17 protein-coding genes are annotated in these 16723 nt (G+C 52.5%); 6 read left to right on the top strand and 11 right to left on the bottom strand.

Features of this window, described 5'->3' with window-relative positions; translation table 11 throughout:
• Positions 1 to 20 precede the first annotated feature (20 nt).
• Both ruvA and ACOQPU_RS14600 read left to right on the top strand, forming a co-directional pair.
• Positions 21 to 590 (top strand): Holliday junction branch migration protein RuvA, encoded by a 570-nt coding sequence (ruvA, locus tag ACOQPU_RS14605; RefSeq protein ID WP_420640566.1) that lies wholly within the window; start codon positions 21 to 23, stop codon positions 588 to 590.
• A gap of 2 nt (positions 591 to 592) precedes the next feature.
• The gene (locus ACOQPU_RS14600; RefSeq protein ID WP_420640565.1) at positions 593 to 1006 is read left to right on the top strand and encodes a nuclear transport factor 2 family protein; all 414 of its coding nucleotides are present in this window, start codon (positions 593 to 595) and stop codon (positions 1004 to 1006) included.
• A 45-nt stretch (positions 1007 to 1051) separates the two neighbouring features.
• Here the strand turns inward: ACOQPU_RS14600 and ACOQPU_RS14595 are convergent, their stop codons facing one another.
• From ACOQPU_RS14595 to nusA, 11 genes are all read right to left on the bottom strand, one after another.
• Complete coding sequence (locus tag ACOQPU_RS14595; RefSeq protein WP_420640564.1) at positions 1052 to 1870, bottom strand: ABC transporter permease subunit; 819 nt, start codon at positions 1868 to 1870, stop codon at positions 1052 to 1054.
• Positions 1863 to 2771: an ABC transporter ATP-binding protein gene (locus ACOQPU_RS14590; protein ID WP_420640563.1), complete on the bottom strand. Its 909-nt coding sequence runs from the start codon at positions 2769 to 2771 to the stop codon at positions 1863 to 1865. Before ACOQPU_RS14590 ends, ACOQPU_RS14595 begins: the two co-directional genes overlap by 8 nt.
• 188 nt (positions 2772 to 2959) lie before the next feature.
• Complete coding sequence (locus ACOQPU_RS14585; protein ID WP_420640562.1) at positions 2960 to 3430, bottom strand: GbsR/MarR family transcriptional regulator; 471 nt, start codon at positions 3428 to 3430, stop codon at positions 2960 to 2962.
• Between the two features lie 196 nt (positions 3431 to 3626).
• Positions 3627 to 4877 (bottom strand): class I SAM-dependent methyltransferase, encoded by a 1251-nt coding sequence (locus tag ACOQPU_RS14580; protein ID WP_420640561.1) that lies wholly within the window; start codon positions 4875 to 4877, stop codon positions 3627 to 3629.
• On the bottom strand, positions 4874 to 5800 hold the full coding sequence (locus tag ACOQPU_RS14575) for a bifunctional riboflavin kinase/FAD synthetase (protein ID WP_420640560.1): 927 nt from the start codon (positions 5798 to 5800) through the stop codon (positions 4874 to 4876). Before ACOQPU_RS14575 ends, ACOQPU_RS14580 begins: the two co-directional genes overlap by 4 nt.
• A 30-nt stretch (positions 5801 to 5830) precedes the next feature.
• Entirely contained in the window at positions 5831 to 6709 is an 879-nt protein-coding gene (gene truB / locus ACOQPU_RS14570; RefSeq protein ID WP_420640559.1) for a tRNA pseudouridine(55) synthase TruB, read from the bottom strand.
• An 86-nt stretch (positions 6710 to 6795) separates the two neighbouring features.
• A complete protein-coding gene (locus ACOQPU_RS14565; RefSeq protein ID WP_420640558.1) occupies positions 6796 to 7788 on the bottom strand; it encodes a DHH family phosphoesterase in 993 nt (330 codons plus the stop codon).
• 20 nt (positions 7789 to 7808) lie between these two features.
• A complete protein-coding gene (gene rbfA, locus ACOQPU_RS14560) occupies positions 7809 to 8177 on the bottom strand; it encodes a 30S ribosome-binding factor RbfA (RefSeq protein ID WP_420640557.1) in 369 nt (122 codons plus the stop codon).
• On the bottom strand, positions 8170 to 9966 hold the full coding sequence (gene infB / locus ACOQPU_RS14555) for a translation initiation factor IF-2 (protein WP_420640556.1): 1797 nt from the start codon (positions 9964 to 9966) through the stop codon (positions 8170 to 8172). Before infB ends, rbfA begins: the two co-directional genes overlap by 8 nt.
• 13 nt (positions 9967 to 9979) lie before the next feature.
• Positions 9980 to 10279 carry an RNase P modulator RnpM gene (gene rnpM, locus ACOQPU_RS14550; RefSeq protein ID WP_420640555.1) on the bottom strand — a complete coding sequence of 100 codons (300 nt, stop codon included), beginning with the start codon at positions 10277 to 10279 and terminating at the stop codon, positions 9980 to 9982.
• A 267-nt stretch (positions 10280 to 10546) separates the two neighbouring features.
• Positions 10547 to 12529 (bottom strand): transcription termination factor NusA, encoded by a 1983-nt coding sequence (gene nusA, locus ACOQPU_RS14545; protein WP_420640554.1) that lies wholly within the window; start codon positions 12527 to 12529, stop codon positions 10547 to 10549.
• Positions 12530 to 12728: 199 nt separating this feature from the next.
• Between nusA and ACOQPU_RS14540 the strand changes: the two genes are divergently transcribed.
• The 4 genes from ACOQPU_RS14540 to ACOQPU_RS14525 all read left to right on the top strand — a co-directional run bounded on the left by ACOQPU_RS14540 (position 12729) and on the right by ACOQPU_RS14525 (position 16716).
• On the top strand, positions 12729 to 13568 hold the full coding sequence (locus ACOQPU_RS14540) for an exonuclease domain-containing protein (protein WP_420640553.1): 840 nt from the start codon (positions 12729 to 12731) through the stop codon (positions 13566 to 13568).
• 90 nt (positions 13569 to 13658) lie between these two features.
• Positions 13659 to 14918 carry an MFS transporter gene (locus ACOQPU_RS14535; RefSeq protein ID WP_420640552.1) on the top strand — a complete coding sequence of 420 codons (1260 nt, stop codon included), beginning with the start codon at positions 13659 to 13661 and terminating at the stop codon, positions 14916 to 14918.
• Between the two features lie 124 nt (positions 14919 to 15042).
• Complete coding sequence (locus ACOQPU_RS14530; RefSeq protein WP_420640551.1) at positions 15043 to 15552, top strand: transposase; 510 nt, start codon at positions 15043 to 15045, stop codon at positions 15550 to 15552.
• An 87-nt stretch (positions 15553 to 15639) separates the two neighbouring features.
• Entirely contained in the window at positions 15640 to 16716 is a 1077-nt protein-coding gene (locus tag ACOQPU_RS14525; protein WP_420640550.1) for an IS4 family transposase, read from the top strand.
• Positions 16717 to 16723 lie beyond the last annotated feature (7 nt).

The following is a 16723-nucleotide window of genomic DNA, read 5'->3' as shown; positions in this document are numbered from 1 at the left end:
CCCAAATTATGATTGCATCCTTGAGTGGAACCATTCTGAAAATTGAAGAGAATAGCTTGGTGGTGAACGTGGGCGGCGTGGGCGTGCGCACGTTTGTGCCGCGCACGGTGCTGGAAAATGTGGGGGGCATTGGCCGTTCCATACAGTTGTATACGCACCTCATTGTGCGGGAGCAGGAGCTATCTCTGTACGGCTTTGAGACAGAAGAGGATTTGCAGCTTTTTGAGGTGCTGCTGGGCGTGAACGGAGTTGGCCCGAAGGTGGCACTGGCGATTTTGGCCACGTTGAGTCCAGAAATGTTGAAAAGTGCCATTATGCGGGAAGAAACGGCCGTTCTCCAGCGTGTTCCCGGTATTGGTAAGAAAACGGCTGAACGCATCATGTTCCAGCTGCGGGATAAATTGGATTTGACGCAGGTGAGTACGGCCGTGCCGCTCGTCAGCGACGTGGACGCCGACGTGATCGACTTCCTTACCGGGCTGGGCTTCAGCATTGTAGAAGCCCAATCCGCGCTGCAAAACATTTCCCGCGACGTCAAATCGTTCGACGAGCGCGTGCAAATGGCCCTTCAACATCTGGATCAGGGGTAACAATGAGCGCGTTAGAACAAGAGATTTGGGAATTTTTGCACCGGCATATTGAGAGCATCTTTAGCAAAGATGTCGCCACCTACAAAGCAACCACCGCCGAAGATTTATCACTGTACGAGTGGTTTGTGACGCCGCACCGCCAGGATGGGCTGGATTTTCATCTGTTTATGATTGATCATAGCTGGGCAGGCACCGATAATGATTTTCGCTACGATTTATGGGAACCGCGTCTGCAAATTTATGGGGAAGAAGCAGGTGGGGTGATTACGGCCGTTGTTTCCTACACCTTCATGCTAACCATTGCTACCGACGCTGGCATCCAGCACCGCAGCCACAACGAAAGCCGCGTCCTCATCAAGGATGCGGCTGGTTGGAAAGTAGTTCACGTTCACAAATCACCAGTGGACGGACGGTAATCGGTTTTTCAACTGCGCGACTGATTACCGAATACCGAACACTGATTACAAAACCCGCGCTCGTTGCCAGGGCCATAGGCCGACCGTCAGGTTACGACGCTGGAAGAAGAAGAGGGCGAGAGCAAAGCTAACCAGTCCGATGGCAATAAATACCAACATATCTCCTGCTGCCTGGCCTTCCATAACGGCCGTTCCCGACGCATCCAAATAGGTGAATAAGAAGAATGGCTCGAACGGTTCTAATTCGGTGGTGGAGGCTGCCAAATTACTGCCAAAGTAGCCAATTACCAAAATGGCAGCGGCAATTATTGAGGCAAAGCGGCGGCTGGCGCAAAAAGCGGCCAGGAACATGCTCATCATACCTACGGCAAAAACGATAGGCCATGCCATGAGTACGGCCGTAAACATATTGCCAGCGACCATTTCCGTATCAACCTGGCTTTCGATGGATTGAAATACCAGCACGGAAACCACGGCCACCACCACAAACATGATGATGGACGAGATAGTAAAAGCAATCGCCTTGGCGGTAACAATTTGCCAACGGGGCAACGGCAGCGTAACAACCATTTCGAGACGGCCGTCTTCCTCTTCACCCGCCAGCGTGCCAGTCCCATTGATGATACCGTAGATGGCAGCTATCAGCGGCAAGAATATAATCAAAATCGAGCCAACCCAATCAGCAAAGTTGCCCAAACTCATGCCCATTGCCTGGTAAATTTCCAGGTCCGCAAGCCCGGCCATCTCATCGGCTACGGAGGGGTAGATGGAAATGTAAACCAGCGGGAAAAAGCAGAGTCCCAACCCCCAGCCAATAATTGCATTCCGCCGAAAAAGTAGCTCTTGCCATATCAATCTAAGCATGATTACCTCCATTCCCCTTGCCGTAATAAGTCAGGAAGATTTCCTCCAAACTCACGTTCATTGTCTCAATATGTTGAATATTGTTTTGTGCGGCCGTCGCCAAAACCTGTGGTAGATTCTCCTGCACTTCCAGCAGGATGCCGCGCTCGCTGCGGCTAAGTTCTGTAACGCCCTCAAACTGGAACGCATCGGCAGGGGGTAGCTTGGCAAAAGCCAGGTTGAGCCGCGTCACCCGCTGGGCAACCAATTCTTCCACGCGCTGCGTCGTCACCAAGTGGCCGTCCCGAATGATGCCCACCCGGTCGGCCACTGCCTGCACCTCTGGCAAAATGTGGGAGGAGAAGAAGATGGTACGGCCGTCTGCTTTGGCCTCACGTACCATTTCCAGCACCGTTTGTTGTACCAACGGGTCCAAACCGCCCGTTGGCTCGTCCAAAATGAGCAGATCAGGGCGTGTCATAAACGCCGCTACAATGCCAACTTTTTGCTTGTTGCCGCGCGAAAAGTTCCCAATTTTGCGGCTTATGTCCAAATCGAGCCGATTGGCCAACTCTTGCCAATAGCCCTTGCTGCCATTTTCGCCACGTAAATATTCATACATTTTGAAGAATTGGCTGGCCTTCATGTTTTTGTACAGGGCTAGTTCACCAGGAAGATACCCTACCCGCTTGCGTAGCTCCACGCCTTGCTCACGGCAATCCAGGCCAAAAATTGAGGCTCTGCCGGATGTGGGGCGAATGATGTCTAGCAGCACTCGCTGGGTGGTGGTTTTGCCGGCACCGTTCGGGCCAAGAAAGCCAAACACTTCCCCTTCTTCTACGGTCAGGTCCACGTTTAGGATGCCGCGATGACGGCCGTAATACACTGTCAGGCCGCTTGTTTCAATTACATGTTTACTCATAGCACACTCCATTACCCTTTATGCCTATGAACTAGCACATAGGCTCCTTTGGTGAGCGGTTGGTTGCCCAATTGCCCTGCTTCGCTCGCGGAATAGACAAAGAAAAGCCAATTTTTAATTTAGTTACCTTTTCTTTACCTACAAAGCGAGTTACTAGGCATTTAGAATGGTTATTGCCAAAAAGTCTTTCAATTCAATTCTGAACGTTTCCCAAACCAGCGAGCCGTCAGTTTGGGCAGCTCCTCTTCCAAGAATTTGTACAAATCGCGCATCGTTTGCAAACGCGCCCGATGCTCAGAATCACCATCTGGCAGCAGCTCCAGACCGCGCTCGGCCAATTGGCGCATGGTTGTGGTATGGGCATTGCGGTTCGACCACGCCTGTTCCCACGCTTCAGCACTTATGCGATAGAAATCTTTGCGTTCACCGGGGAAGCTAACCTTGCTGACCAACCCCGATTGAATGAGCATGCGGCTGGCGGTAGAAATAGAGCTTTTGCTTACCTGCAGCACCTCGGCCATGGCATCCATGGTTTGGTGGGGCGGGTCGCAAATTAGCAGCCAACCCAGAATGCGCCCACCTGTGCGTGGCAGCCCAAATTGTTCAAAGAAGAGGCCAAATTCTTCAACATAATTCAAGATTTCTTCTGTTGGTTTCAAATAAGTGCTTCCTCCTCACAATAAAAATTCTATCTATTCTGTTTGTTCGGTAATTACTGAACAAACAGAAATATAATAAATTTTATTCTGAGCGTCAAGATATTCAGATCGCAAATCAGTCACTTATGTTATGCAGCTTAGATTTCTAAAGAGCATGTGAAACATCAGTCAGTAAGTGGAATTAGCGAATGGGTTGTTAGCTGACCGAGAAAGAGAGAGTGCTGAACCCTTTACGTTTCCTACGCTTTTGGGGTTTGAGGTGCTGGCTTTTCTTCGCTTGCTGTGCCACCTGGGAAATGAGATGGGAGTTGGCAGCGATAAGAATGGTGCCTCTTGGGCCCATTTGCGTGGCTAGTAAATTGAGTCGGGCCACCGCCAAACGTGGCCCTTCGCTGTCGCGCAGAGGATGCAACACCAAATTTGGCGCGGCTGCCAAGGGGGGCAATCCAATTTGGTGATGGCTGTGGATGCGTTCGGCTGGGCAGCCGTTTTGCTGCAAGTTGTAGGCGGTGGTTTGTAGGGCCAGCAAATCTCGGTCTACCAGTGTAATTTGTTGTGGGTTCATTGATAACCAGGCGGCTACGGCCGTATGTCCTTGCCCCGGATTCACAACCAGTAAATGCTCAACTGGGTCGCTGGCGTTAAGCTGGTTGAAGAGCAGTCGTGTGCCGTAACTTAGCGTATCAAACTCTGGCAGGCCAACGGCCGTTTTCATGCCAAATTTCAGCTTCTTGTAATTAACTTCCATTGTGTCCCGCCAAAAGATACCGCTAGCAAAGGCGGGCTGCGGTGCTTCATCTGCGGGAGCGGTGAAATGGTAGTGGAAAACGGCGTGGTTGGCGGTGGACTGTTTGAGGGTAACGGCCGCATCTGGCATCTCTTCCAATGTTTTTTCCACTAACGGCATCAATGGTTTGACAATGACCATGGCGACGTGGCCGTTTTGTGCAAGAAACGGCCGTGCCCCCCGAATGAGGTGTGCAATCACCGCCTCACCCGCCTTGCCAGGGACGTTGGAAACAATCAGATCAAAGTTACGTTCTTTGATGGCATCGTAGCCCAAGCTGCCATAAATTTTAACATTATGTAAACTATTGAGTTCGGCATTTTGTTGAGAAAAATCAACCGCCAGGGCGTCCCGATCCACCAAATGGACAGTGCGATGGTTATCTTGCTTGGCCAGCGTTAACCCCAGCGGGCCGTAGCCACAGCCTACATCTAGCACCCGGTGCACATTGGTCATTGGCAGTTGGCTTAGCGTACGCAGCAAAAAGCGCGTTCCCGCATCCACCTCGTAGCTGCTAAACAGCTCCTGCGACACGCGAAACTGGAGCGGCTGGTTATCTTGCTTAAAATCGAGTGTTTTTTTGAAGTAAGCGTCTTGCATGTAAAAAGTAATTAGGTAATTGAGTAACTGGGCAGGTTCAAGAATTACCCAATTACTCAATTACCTGATAGTAATTCTCGCACTTGCGCCACATCGGCGGCAATTTGGGCTTTTAGGGCGTCCAGGCCAGTGAATTTCTGTTCAGGGCGAATGCGGTCGATGAAATCCAGGTGGAGGGTATGACCGTAAATATCCATATCAAAATCAAGCAAATGGGCTTCTACAGAGACGGCACTGCCATTCACGGTGGGGCGCACGCCGACGTTGACGGCGGCCAAATGACGTTCTTCGCCCAACCCGGCGTAGATGGCGTACACACCATTGGCAGGCAAGAGCTGCTCGTCCCAAAATTCAATGTTGGCGGTGGGGAAGCCAATGGTGCGTCCCATCTTTTTGCCTCCAATGACGGTGCCACTAACGCAATACGGCCGTCCCAAGCAACCATTCACCTCTTGTAAATCCCCTTCGAGCAAGCTGCGGCGGATGCGGCTGCTGCTAACGCGCTCCCCCTGCCACATCACCAGTGCATCCACCTGCTGCACAGTGTAGCCGCGTTCTTCACCCAGTTTTTGCAAGAATGGAATGTCTCCTTCGCGATTGTAACCCAGGGCAAAGTTGCCACCCCACAGTTGGCGCATGTCCAAATAGCGGCACAACTCATCCACAAAGGTGGCGGCACGGGTTTGGCGCACCGTCTCGTTGAAGGGGTGGGTGATGATGAGGTCGATGCCCAGGTTAGCCAGCCGCGTAACCCGCTGGTCTAGGGTGCCCAGATAGTATGGCTCTGACACCTGTTGAATGACGCGCTTGGGATGAGGGAAAAAGGTGAGAACGGCCGTACGCGCCTCCACGCTTTGCGCTTCAGAAACCATCTTTTGCAGCACTGCCTGATGCCCCAAATGAACGCCATCAAACGAGCCAATAGCCACGAAAGTGGGCACGCGCTCGGTCACATCAGAAAGTTGTTCAACACGGGTTGTCATAGGAGGGAATTGTATCAAAATGATTCGTAGCTAGACAGTAGGAAACATTTTGCGGGCGCGCCATTGCTTTCCTTCAGCGGCAACCACGCCCAAAAATTGCCCTTCCGGCCCATAGGCACGCACCAGTTTGGCCGATAGGTCATCTGTTTTGGAGAGTGGCTTGCCCTGCAAAATGTCGGCAGCGGTCGTTTCTGGCAAATCAAGGCGGGGCAGGTGGCGCACGGCCGTATCCGGCGGCAGCAAATGGCTGATGATGTTTTCAGGCGTGAGAGTGTTCAGGTGAACGGCCGTCTCAATGCCAAACTCGCCTACAGCTGGCCGCCGCAGGGCGGTCAGGTGGCCGCCGCAGCCTAATGCCTCGCCCAAATCGTGCCCCAGCGAGCGGATATAGGTGCCGGAAGAGCAATGAATACGCAGCGTCAGGTGGGGCGGCTCCCAGCTTAACAAAGTGAGTTCATGAATGGTGACGGGGCGATACGGCCGTGCCACGTCTGTTTTGCCCTGCCGTGCCAGTTTATAGAGGGGCTGACCATCTTTTTTAATGGCGGAGTAAAGGGGGGGCTGCTGTATGATGTCGCCGCGAAATGGCTGGAGGGCTGCTTCGATTTGGGAGAGGGTGAGGTGAGTGAACGGCCGTTCTGCAACCACATCCCCCTCAGCATCGTAGGTGGCAGTGCTTTGACCCAGCCGAATGGTGGTTTCATAAACCTTGTCATGCCCCACCACATATTCAAGCAGGCGCGTGGCGCGACCCAGTGCCAAGACCAAAACGCCCGTGGCGAGTGGGTCTAGCGTGCCAGCATGCCCCACGCGGCGCAGCCCCGCCACCCGCCGGATACGCCCCACCACGTCGTGTGAGGTCATTCCCAGTGGTTTATCAACGCACAAAACGCCGCTTAAATCAGACATCGTGAAATCCGAAAAATTTGGAACACAGAGATATTCAGAGGCAGACAGAATTTCACAGAGAGAAAATAATCTGCAAAATCTGTGGATTAATCTTGAGAAAAGCTGGTTTGCTGCTGGCGAATGGTTTCTTTCGCCATTGCCACCACCAACGCTTCTGCCTTGTCTAGCGGCCCATCTAGCGAGCAGCCAGAAGCGAGCGGATGACCCCCGCCGCCCAAATTCAGTGCCAACTCAGACACGCTGTACGGCGGGTTGCAGCGGAAGCCAACCCGCACCGTGCCATCGCTCATTTCCAGCAGCACCGCACTCATGGCGGCGCGGTTCACGTTGCCCAAAAAGTTGACCAAACCGCCCGTGCTGGTGCTGTGGTAGCCAATGGCTTCTCGTTGGGCATTGTTAATTTTGGTCCAGATCAGGCCATCTTCCAGGCGCATATTGTTGAGGCCAATTTGCCACAGTTGCGCGGTAGAAAATGGTTTTATGCTTAAGCCCTGCATGGTGATGAGCGGCAGATCAGCGCCTGCCTCCATCAGTTCGCTGGCAATGCGCAACGTTTTGGCGGTGACGCCTACGGTGCGGAAGCCCAGCGTGTCGGTGACGACACCCGTTAGTAAGCACATGGCCAAATCGGTCGTGATGGTGAGGCCGTTGTGCCTGAACAAATCGTACAAAATCTCAGTAGCCGAAACAGCTTCTGGCACGACGTGCTGAATATCGCCAAAGTAGGTGTTGGTTACGTGATGGTCGATGTTGATGATTGTAGGCACGGTGTGCGGCAAGCTGGCGTAGCTTTGCCCCATGCGCGTTTCATCGCCGCAATCTACTGCAATAAGCAGGTCGTATTTTGTGGGACGATGCTCGTTGGGGGGCTGGATTTGGTCAGCCAGGGGCAGGTAGCTGAACCGTTCCGGTACGGGGTCATCGCACAGCAAGGTAGCCTGCTTGCCCATCTGGCGTAGAGCCACGCCAACGGCCGTCAGTGACCCTAGCGCATCCCCATCTGGCCCTACATGGGTAATAACCAATATTTTGTTTGCTTGCTGAACGGCCGTAAAGATCGCTTTTTCTGTTGGGTGCAAGGGAGTTCCTTTCGTTGTGGTTACTCAGATGAATCGCCATCTGCCGGGGGAATGTTCAAATTGTCCAGGATGGATTCTACTTCCTGCACGTGCGCCAATGTAGGGTCCCAATGCAGATGCAGCTGCGGCACCTTGCGCATCCGAATGCGGCTGGCCAGCTCACGCCGTAAAAAACCGACCGCACTGTCCAAAGCAGCCATCACGTCGCTTTCGCGGGATTCATCCCCCAAAGCACTCACGTACACATCCGCATGTTCTAACTCGCGGTCGATTTCCACGCCCGTCACGGTGATGCCATGCAGGCGTGGATCGCTTAATTCCCGCAAGAACAGTTCGCTGAGTACGGTTTTGAGCTGTTCGGCCGTTCTTTGCTGACGAATTTTACTCATTTTCTACTCGCTCAGTCACGAAGAATTCAATGATGTCGCCTTTCTGATAGTCGCTCCAGCCGTCCAGGCTGACACCAAACTCAAAGCCGGTCCGCACCTCGCGCACGTTGTCCGCATGGTGTTTCAGGCTGCCCACCCGCCCATCGAAGATAAGCTTATTTTGGCGGATGAGGCGGGCTTTGGCATTGCGGCGGGCCTCGCCCGTACGCATGTAGGAGCCAGCAATAGCACCCACGCTGCGGATGCGGAACACCTCGCGAATTTCGGCACGACCAATCACGCGGTCAGCATAGACGGGGGCGAGCATACCCTTCATCGCTTTTTCTACATCTTCAAACAGTTTGTAAATAATTTTGTAGGTGTTGATTTGCACCTGCTCGCTGTTGGCAGCGTTGCGGGCGATGGGGTCTGCCTCTACGTTGAAACCCAAAATAACCGCGTCGGAAGCAGAGGCTAGCATCACGTCAAACTCGGTGATGTTGCCGGTGTTCGAGAGCAGAATCTCCAGCGACACTTCTTCGTTGTCTGCGCCAATCTTTTGCAGGCTATTAACAATGGGTTCCAAGGAGCCTTGCACGTCTGCTTTAACAATGAGGTTGAGCGTTTTGCTTTCCCCTTCTTGTAGACGATTGAAGAAATCTTCCAGGCTTACCTTGCGCCCGGAACTGGTTTGACCCAGCCGATCCTGTTCTTCCATTTCGGCCACGATTTTGCGGGCTTCTTTTTCAGATTTCACCACCCGGAACTGGTCGCCCGCTTCGGGCATACCGTTGAGTCCAGCAACGGAAACGGGGGTAGATGGGCCAGCGAGTTTCGTTTTCTTACCACGGAAGTCGAACATTGCTTTGATACGGCCGTAATTTTCGCCAATAAGCAGGGTGTCGCCATGTTTGAGGGTGCCATTTTGCACCAGCACGGTGGCCATAATCCCACGCCCCCGTTCTACGCGCGCTTCCAGCACGGTGCCCGTGGCTGAGGCGCTGTGATTGGCACGCGGCTGAATATCTTCGGCAACCAGCAAAATGCCTTCCAACAAATCATCAATGCCTAGCTTCTCTTTGGCCGAGACAGGCACGACCATCGTGTCGCCGTCCCATTCGTCTGGTACCAAATCAATTTCGCTGAGCTGCTGGTAGACCTTGTTGGGATTGGCTGTAGGCAAGTCGATCTTGTTCATAGCCACAATAATGGGTACACGGGCAGCACGGGCGTGGTCAGCCGCTTCGCGGGTTTGGGGCATCACGCCATCGTCTGCGGCCACGACCAAAATGGCAATGTCTGTGGCCTGTGCCCCGCGTGCCCGCATGGCGGTAAATGCTTCATGACCAGGCGTGTCGAGAAAGGTGATCAACTGCCCGTTCTTCTCAGCCTGATAGGCACCGATGTGCTGGGTGATGCCACCTGCTTCGCCTTCTTGCACGTTGGCCTCACGGATGATGTCCAGCAAGGAGGTTTTGCCATGATCGACATGCCCCAACATGGTAATGACTGGGGGACGTGCGTTCAGGTTGGCCTCTTTTTCGCTGGCGAGAACCTGCCGCCATTTGGGCTGTTCGGCTACATCAACAACTTCTTCCTCTTCTTCAACGCTGTCGGAGACAACTTCATACCCCATTTCTTCGGCTACGATGGCGGCGGTATCAAAGTCGATTTCCTGGTTGATGTTGGCCATGATGCCGTTATTCATCAACTCTTTGATGACGTTGATCGGGCTAACCCCCATCAACTCTGACAGTTCTCGGACTGAAATGAAGTTTGGTAATTGTATTGGTGTTTTTGTTGTCGTCATCTTTTCCCTTCCTCTATTTAGGCTCGGCCGGCCGATGGGTGGCAACGGTTGCCAAATCCTCGGCGGTTAGTTCTGTTTTTAACGCCTGGTTGAGCAAACGGCCGTTTCCCAAAACCTTATCCCAGCAGGCCAAATTGTCACACAGGTAGGCACCACGGCCGTTTTTCTTGCCGGTAGGGTCTACCAAAATCGGCCCTTCTGGCGTACGTACCAGCCGGGTAAGCTGCCGCTTATCACGTTTTTCCCGACAGACAAAGCAGGTGCGCTGCGGCATGTGTTTGGGTCGGGCAGGCTGCTTCTTTTTTTTGCTCATAATTTTTTTGCCACAGAGTTCACAGAGAGATTAGAGGGCGTTCTCTATTTCCTCTGTGAACTCTGTGACTATCTTTAAGAAAGTACGAAGCCACGCAGGTAGGCAAACAACGGCCGTTTCCTGCGTGGCTTGAGTCAAAGTTGTTTAGGTACAGTGTTGTGCAAACTGGTAAACCAGTTGCTGCCTAAATAAGTTTACATCACTGTCTCCAGCAATCTGCATCTATAAACAAAAACAGAATCATAAGAAACGACTGACTGCTGGTCTTTAGAATTCATCGAGGTCGAATTCTTCCCATTCGGGACGGCGGCGGCTGCCTTTGCGCTTACGTTTAACCACAACCTCGCCAGACTCTTCGTCCAGAACCAGTTGCTTGCCCTTGCGGCTGCGTCGCCGGTCGTCTTCCTGTTCAAGGGCCGGTGTTGATGCTGGACGGGCGATAACCACTGCCGGTTTTTTCTTTTCTTTCTTTTGCTGTTTTGGTTGTTCAACGGGTGCAGCCTCAATCAGCGATTGCGATAGATCGTCAATGAGCGGTTCGAGTTCACCATCGTCTTCTGCCTCTTCGGCAACGGCCGTTTCCTCTACTGCTTCCTCGGCTTCTGCTTCAACCTCAGCTTCCGGTTCTTCCTCAACCTCAGCCTCTACCGGTTCGGCGGCCGCTGCTTCCTCGGCTTCAACTTCTTCTGCCTCTGCCTCGGCTACGGCTTCTTCCGCCTCCTCCACGTCTGCTTCTTCTGGTGTTTCCACTTCAATCCAGCCGTCGAAGTTAGCTAAATGTTCCTGTACAGTTTCTAATGCCTTCTCGCCTAGCCCCTTGATGTTCAGGAACTCTTCTTCGCCAATAGAGAGCACCATCATCAAGGCACCAACAGTCTCGATTTCTGCGTCGAGCAGCAAGTTGTGAACACGACCTGGCAAATCCAACTCTTCCAAATCCAGCTCCCAGGCCTGTTCGGGAATGGCTTTACGAGCTTCGGCGCGCGCTTTACGCTCTTCTTCAAAGACGGCCGCACGGGCAGCAATAATTTTGCCTTCGACGCCACCGACCAGCCGGTCCAGATTGTAATAATCCTCAGAAGTGATCGGCCGTCCGGCTTCTTTCTTGGCCAACACCTGCCGTACGGACTCAACGAGCTTCTCATTGCCCACTACGGACGCATCAGCGGCTGGATGGTCGAGATTGTTCATTGATTCGCCGGCAGCTTCCGTCAGGCTCTTGATGTCGATGCGCCAGCCAGTGAGTTTGGCACCCAACCGCGCATTTTGCCCTTCACGTCCAATAGCCAATGAAAGCTGATCATCAGGAACGATGACAACGGCCGTTTTGCCATCGGTAAAACTCTCTTCCAAAAATACGTGGGAAACTCGCGCCGGGCTGAGTGCCTTGGCAATAAACGCCTGCTGATTCGGATCCCATTCGATCACGTCAATCTTTTCGTCGTTTAGCTCGCGCACAATGCTTTGGATGCGCACGCCGCGCATACCGACACAAGCACCTACCGGGTCTACACCCGGCTGCAAGGCCAAAACTGCTACTTTAGAACGCTGCCCAGCCTCACGGGCAATGCTTTTGATCTCGACCTGCCCATTGTAAATTTCCGGCACTTCCAGCTCTAGCAAGCGGCGCAGCAAGTTGCGGTGGTTCCGACTCACAAAAATTTGCGGGCCACGATTGGTGCGGCGAACTTCCAGAACGTAAACGCGAATTTTATCGTGGGCGCGATACCGTTCGCCCTGAACCTGCTGGCTCTTGGGCAAGATTGCCTCTGTACGCCCCAAACCGATGGTCAGGTGCTGGCCGCTCACGCTTTGCACGGTGCCATTTACCAATTCACCTTCACGCCCAGAGAAATCTTCGTAAAGCTGCTCACGCTCCGCTTCGCGAACCCGCTGTAGCAGCACTTGCTTGGCGGTTTGGGCAGCAATACGGCCGAATCCCGCCGTCGTGCTGTCTACCATCACCAAATCACCATATTGGGCCTCGGTGTGTCCCTCTCGCTTGGCTTGCTCCAGCAACACTTCCGTGCGGTTGTCGATGATGGAATCCACCACTTCCTTTTCGGTGTAGATGGTGGGCTCACCCGTGCGCGGATCGATGTCAGCAGTTACCTGCTGCTGGGCACTGATGTTGGTGTCGCGTCGGTAAGCAGAAACGAGCGCAGTTTTGAGTGCCTCAAAGACTTCATCTTTGGGCAAGCCGCGCTGTTCACAGATTTCGTTAAAGGCTAGAATAAATTCGCTTTTCATAGGGCAAAAACCTTGTTTTTACTTTTCTGTATTGAGCCAGGAAACAAAAAAAGTGGGGGGTGCCCACTTTCCGCAGAGTGCTCGTCAAATGTGCTAAAAGTATAGCATGGCTTTTTGAAGTTGGCAAAATATTTTTTGTGAGTTGTTGGTGAAAATTGGCAGCTTCGCCAGTCTGGGCGGAGTTGATTACAATTTGAGTATGGATCCGCAATTATTGCAGAAACGGCCGTCTGAAATTCCTCTGGTGGTGCTAGATACGGAAACAACTGGATTGTATCCTGGCCTGGGGCATCGCATTGTGGAAATTGGGGCGGTGCGGCTGGAGAATTGGCAAGAAGTGGGGCAGGTGAGTACGCTGCTCCAGCCGGGCCGCAAGATGGACCCGAAAGCAAGCAGCGTCAACGGCATTGACGATGATGATTTGGTGGGGCAGCCCATGTTTAGTGATGTAGCTGATGAACTGCTGGCACTGTTGGATGGCGCGGTGGTGGTGGCCCACAATGCAGAATTTGATGCTGGCTTTTTGGGACAAGAGCTGCTTATTCATGGGCTAAAAACCGGCGGGCAGCCTGCCATGCTGCCAAATCCGTGGCTGTGTACGTTACTGTTGGCGCGGCGACACTTTCATTTTGGGCGGAACGCACTCAGCCACATTGCCCGCCATTTGGGGGTGCGGATGGGGCGGGCACATCGCGCCTTGAGCGATGTATACATGACGGCCGAAATTCTTAAGCGAATGGTGCGTACGTTGCAGCAGCGACGGTTTGAAACGGTAGATGATTTGCTACACGCGCAGGGTAACGCGATTTACGCCCCTTCGTTTAGCGTTCAAATGCCAGATGTGATAACTGAAGCGTTGGTAAACGGCCGTAACCTCCGCTTGCTCTACCTGGGCAAAAAAGGGGAATCCAACCGCGTGGTGACGCCGCTGTATCCCAGCCAGCATCGGGGCGTTGGGTATTTGGTGGCATATTGCCATCAGGCCAAAGATCAGCGCACCTTCCGGCTGGAGCGCATTTTCTCCGCAGAACTAATCTAATTTTGCAACCGCTGCAACGTCTCATTGCCATTGCCCGTACCGGACATACATTGATGTTTAAATTTTAGCAGCCACACAGGAATGACGGACATGCCCCAACTTTTTTCTTCATCTTTAACAGGCACAAAAAACGGCCGTTTCCTGCTGTTCGGGGCCCTTTACTTTGCTCAGGGAGCCATTGCCACCTACGTGCTGGTGTTCAACAATTTGTATTTGCGGGCGTTTGGCGCGGCGGCGTGGCAGCTTTCGCTGTTGAATGGGCTGCTGGTGATACCGTTCATCCTCAAAATTGGCATTGGGTTGTTGAGCGACAAGGTGAAGCTGCGGCTGCCGCCGTTTGGATCTGGGTACCGACGGCCGTATATCAGCCTGGGTTTGTTGCTCATTTCGGTCGGGGGCATTGCCGCCGCCTTCATTCCGCCGGTGGAAATGTACCCACTGTTTGTGGTGATGGCGTTGTTTATTGCCCTGGGTTTGGCGATTTACGACACAGTTGCCGACGGATACGCTATTGACGTGACGCCACCAGAGGAGCAGGGGCAAATTCAGGGGGTGATGGTGATAAGTCGGGCGTTTGGGCTGGTGCTGCTGGCGTCAGTGTACGGCCGTATCATCGAGCAGTTTGGCTGGACTGTCATCTTTGTGGCGGTGGCTTTGCTAACGCTGCTACCTCAAATCTTGCTTCACTTCACGCGGGAACCTGCCGAGCGTAACCAATCACAAACGTTTAGCTGGGTGGCATTGCGCAGCCTGTGGCGACCAGATATTTTCCGCTTTGGCATGTATGCGATTGTGTATTCGGTGGCGATTTACGGGGCCAACGCCATCATTACGCTGTTTGCCAATGAAGGATTGGGACAATCGCTGGTGCAGGTGGGGGATGTGGCCGCGCTGGGTGGCGTGGGCATGGTGGTTGGTGGCGCAATAGCGACTTACACTATTCGGCGGCCCAACATTTCAATCTGGCAACAGGGGACGTGGACGGCCGTCGGCGTCTTCTCGATTTTGATGCTGATGGCTTTGGTGGCGAATGAGAACAACATCATTATTATGTTTGTGCTGTGGGGTATCTGGCTGTCTGCTTCGGAGTTGATTTACATAACGTTAGCCATGGCCAAGGCTGACCGACGCATGGGGGCGGGGCAGTATGCCATCTTCATGGCGATCTCTAACGTGGGGGTGGGTATTGGGCAGTCGGCTTCAACCAGTTTGGTGGACACGGTAGATTTCCGCTGGATTTTTGTGGGATTGGCTGTCGTGAGCTTGCTCTCTTTCCCGCTGCTGGCTGCTATGCGCCGCGATGATAAGCGCGATCCGAATCCACTGTTAACGGCCGTTTCTGGTGATTGATAGCTTTTGCTGGAATCCCTCTTAGCTCGACTTTGTACAAAAGTAGACAAAATAGTAAAGGTAGAATAAGTTGTGACCAAACCATCACGAGAGGTCACAAATGCTTATCCTACCTGAACCAATTATGACATTGTTAATACCATTTCAGCCACTTTTCCGGCAACCAACCTGGCTCAAAGCGCAAATTCTCTTTATTGGGGCTATCTTGGCCACCGGGAAACGAACCGTCACAGCTGCCCTGCGTGTGATGGGATTAGGTGACGATCCACATTTCGCCAACTATCATCAAGTTCTCAATCGCGCCGTTTGGTCGCCACGGCGACTGAGCGAAATGCTATTGGCCTTGCTCATGAAGGTTCTGGACAGTGATGAAACCAAACCACTCGTCTTTGGTATTGACGAAACCATCGAAAGACGCTGGGGGCCAAAGATAAAGAAACGAGGCATATATCGCGATGGGGTGCGTTCAAGCAAAAGCCATTTCGTCAAGACCAGTGGTTTACGCTGGGTCAGTTTGATGTGGTTGACGGAAATACGGTGGGCAGAACGAATTTGGGCTTTGCCTTTTTTCACCGTGTTAGCTCCGTCAGAACGATATCATGAGCAAGCAGGTCGCCAACACAAAAAGATCTAGCTACATATCACTTTGAACATTAAAAAAAGAAGGTTGGGCATCAACTCCGATAAAATTGTTTTGACGAACAAACATATCAAGGAGTAAATGATGCCAAACAACCTTCAAACCTATCATAAAACGTTGACCCAACTTTGCCAATGGTTGCCAAAAGAACGGATAACGCGATTGCGAAATATGGCGTTGCTGATGTTGGGCTTGCAGTTGAGTGGGGCAGTCAACCTGCCTTTGGTGGTGCGGAAATGGCCGTTGCCGGGAAAAATACCAAGCCTGACCAACCGCTTGCGCCGCTTTTTGAATAATAAGCATCTCCATGTTCGAGATTGGTATCATCCATTGGCGCAACAGTTGGTACGCTCCTTTGCTGGACGAGACATTCGCTTGGTGATTGATTGCACGAAAGTTGGCTTTCATTTTCGGATGATGATGATTGGCATGGCCTACAAAAAACGAACACTGCCCCTGGTTTGGAGTATCCACAAAGGCCGAAAAGGGCATGTTGGTCTTGAGGAGCAGTTGAAGTTGTTCAAGTATGTCCAAACGCTGCTGCCAGCCAGAGCGCAGGTGTGGGTCATGGGAGATGCTGGCTTTGAATCGATTCACCTGGCTAGCTGGTTGCGTCGTCAAGGTTGGTCGTTTGTCATTCGACAAAACGGCCGTACCCAAGTGCGTTGGCAAGGACAGCCATGGGTGAAGTTGAGTCAATTGCCAATAGAAGAAGGCGAAACCCGCGCTATTGGCTGGGTGCGCGTCACCGCCAGCTATGATGTAGGCTGGTATTTCTTGGTTTTGCACTGGGAGCAAGGCGAAGAAGACTCTTGGTATCTTCTTAGCAACCACCCTTCTGTCGGCCAACTGATTCGTTATTACAAAATGCGGATGTGGATTGAAGAAATGTATGGTGACATGAAAGGTCATGGGTTTGATTTGGAAGCGACTCATCTTAATGATTGCGACCGCATTTCTCGCTTGGTTTTGGCCGTTTGTTTGACCTTTGTTTGGGTCATCACTTTGGGCAGTTGGGTTGTGAAACGCGGGTTTCGTCATTTGCTTGACCATAAGAGTCGTCGGGACAAAAGTTATTTTCGTTTGGGCTGGGACTGGATTGAGCGTTGTTTACGCTTGGATCTCCCTGTTCCCATCCATTTTGTCCCCTATTTTTGAAAGTGAT

It is taken from the genome of Candidatus Leptofilum sp. (genome assembly GCF_965223285.1).
In the GTDB taxonomy this organism is placed as follows: Bacteria; Chloroflexota; Anaerolineae; order Promineifilales; family Promineifilaceae; genus Leptofilum.
This window is presented reverse-complemented; position numbering and strand designations above follow the sequence as displayed.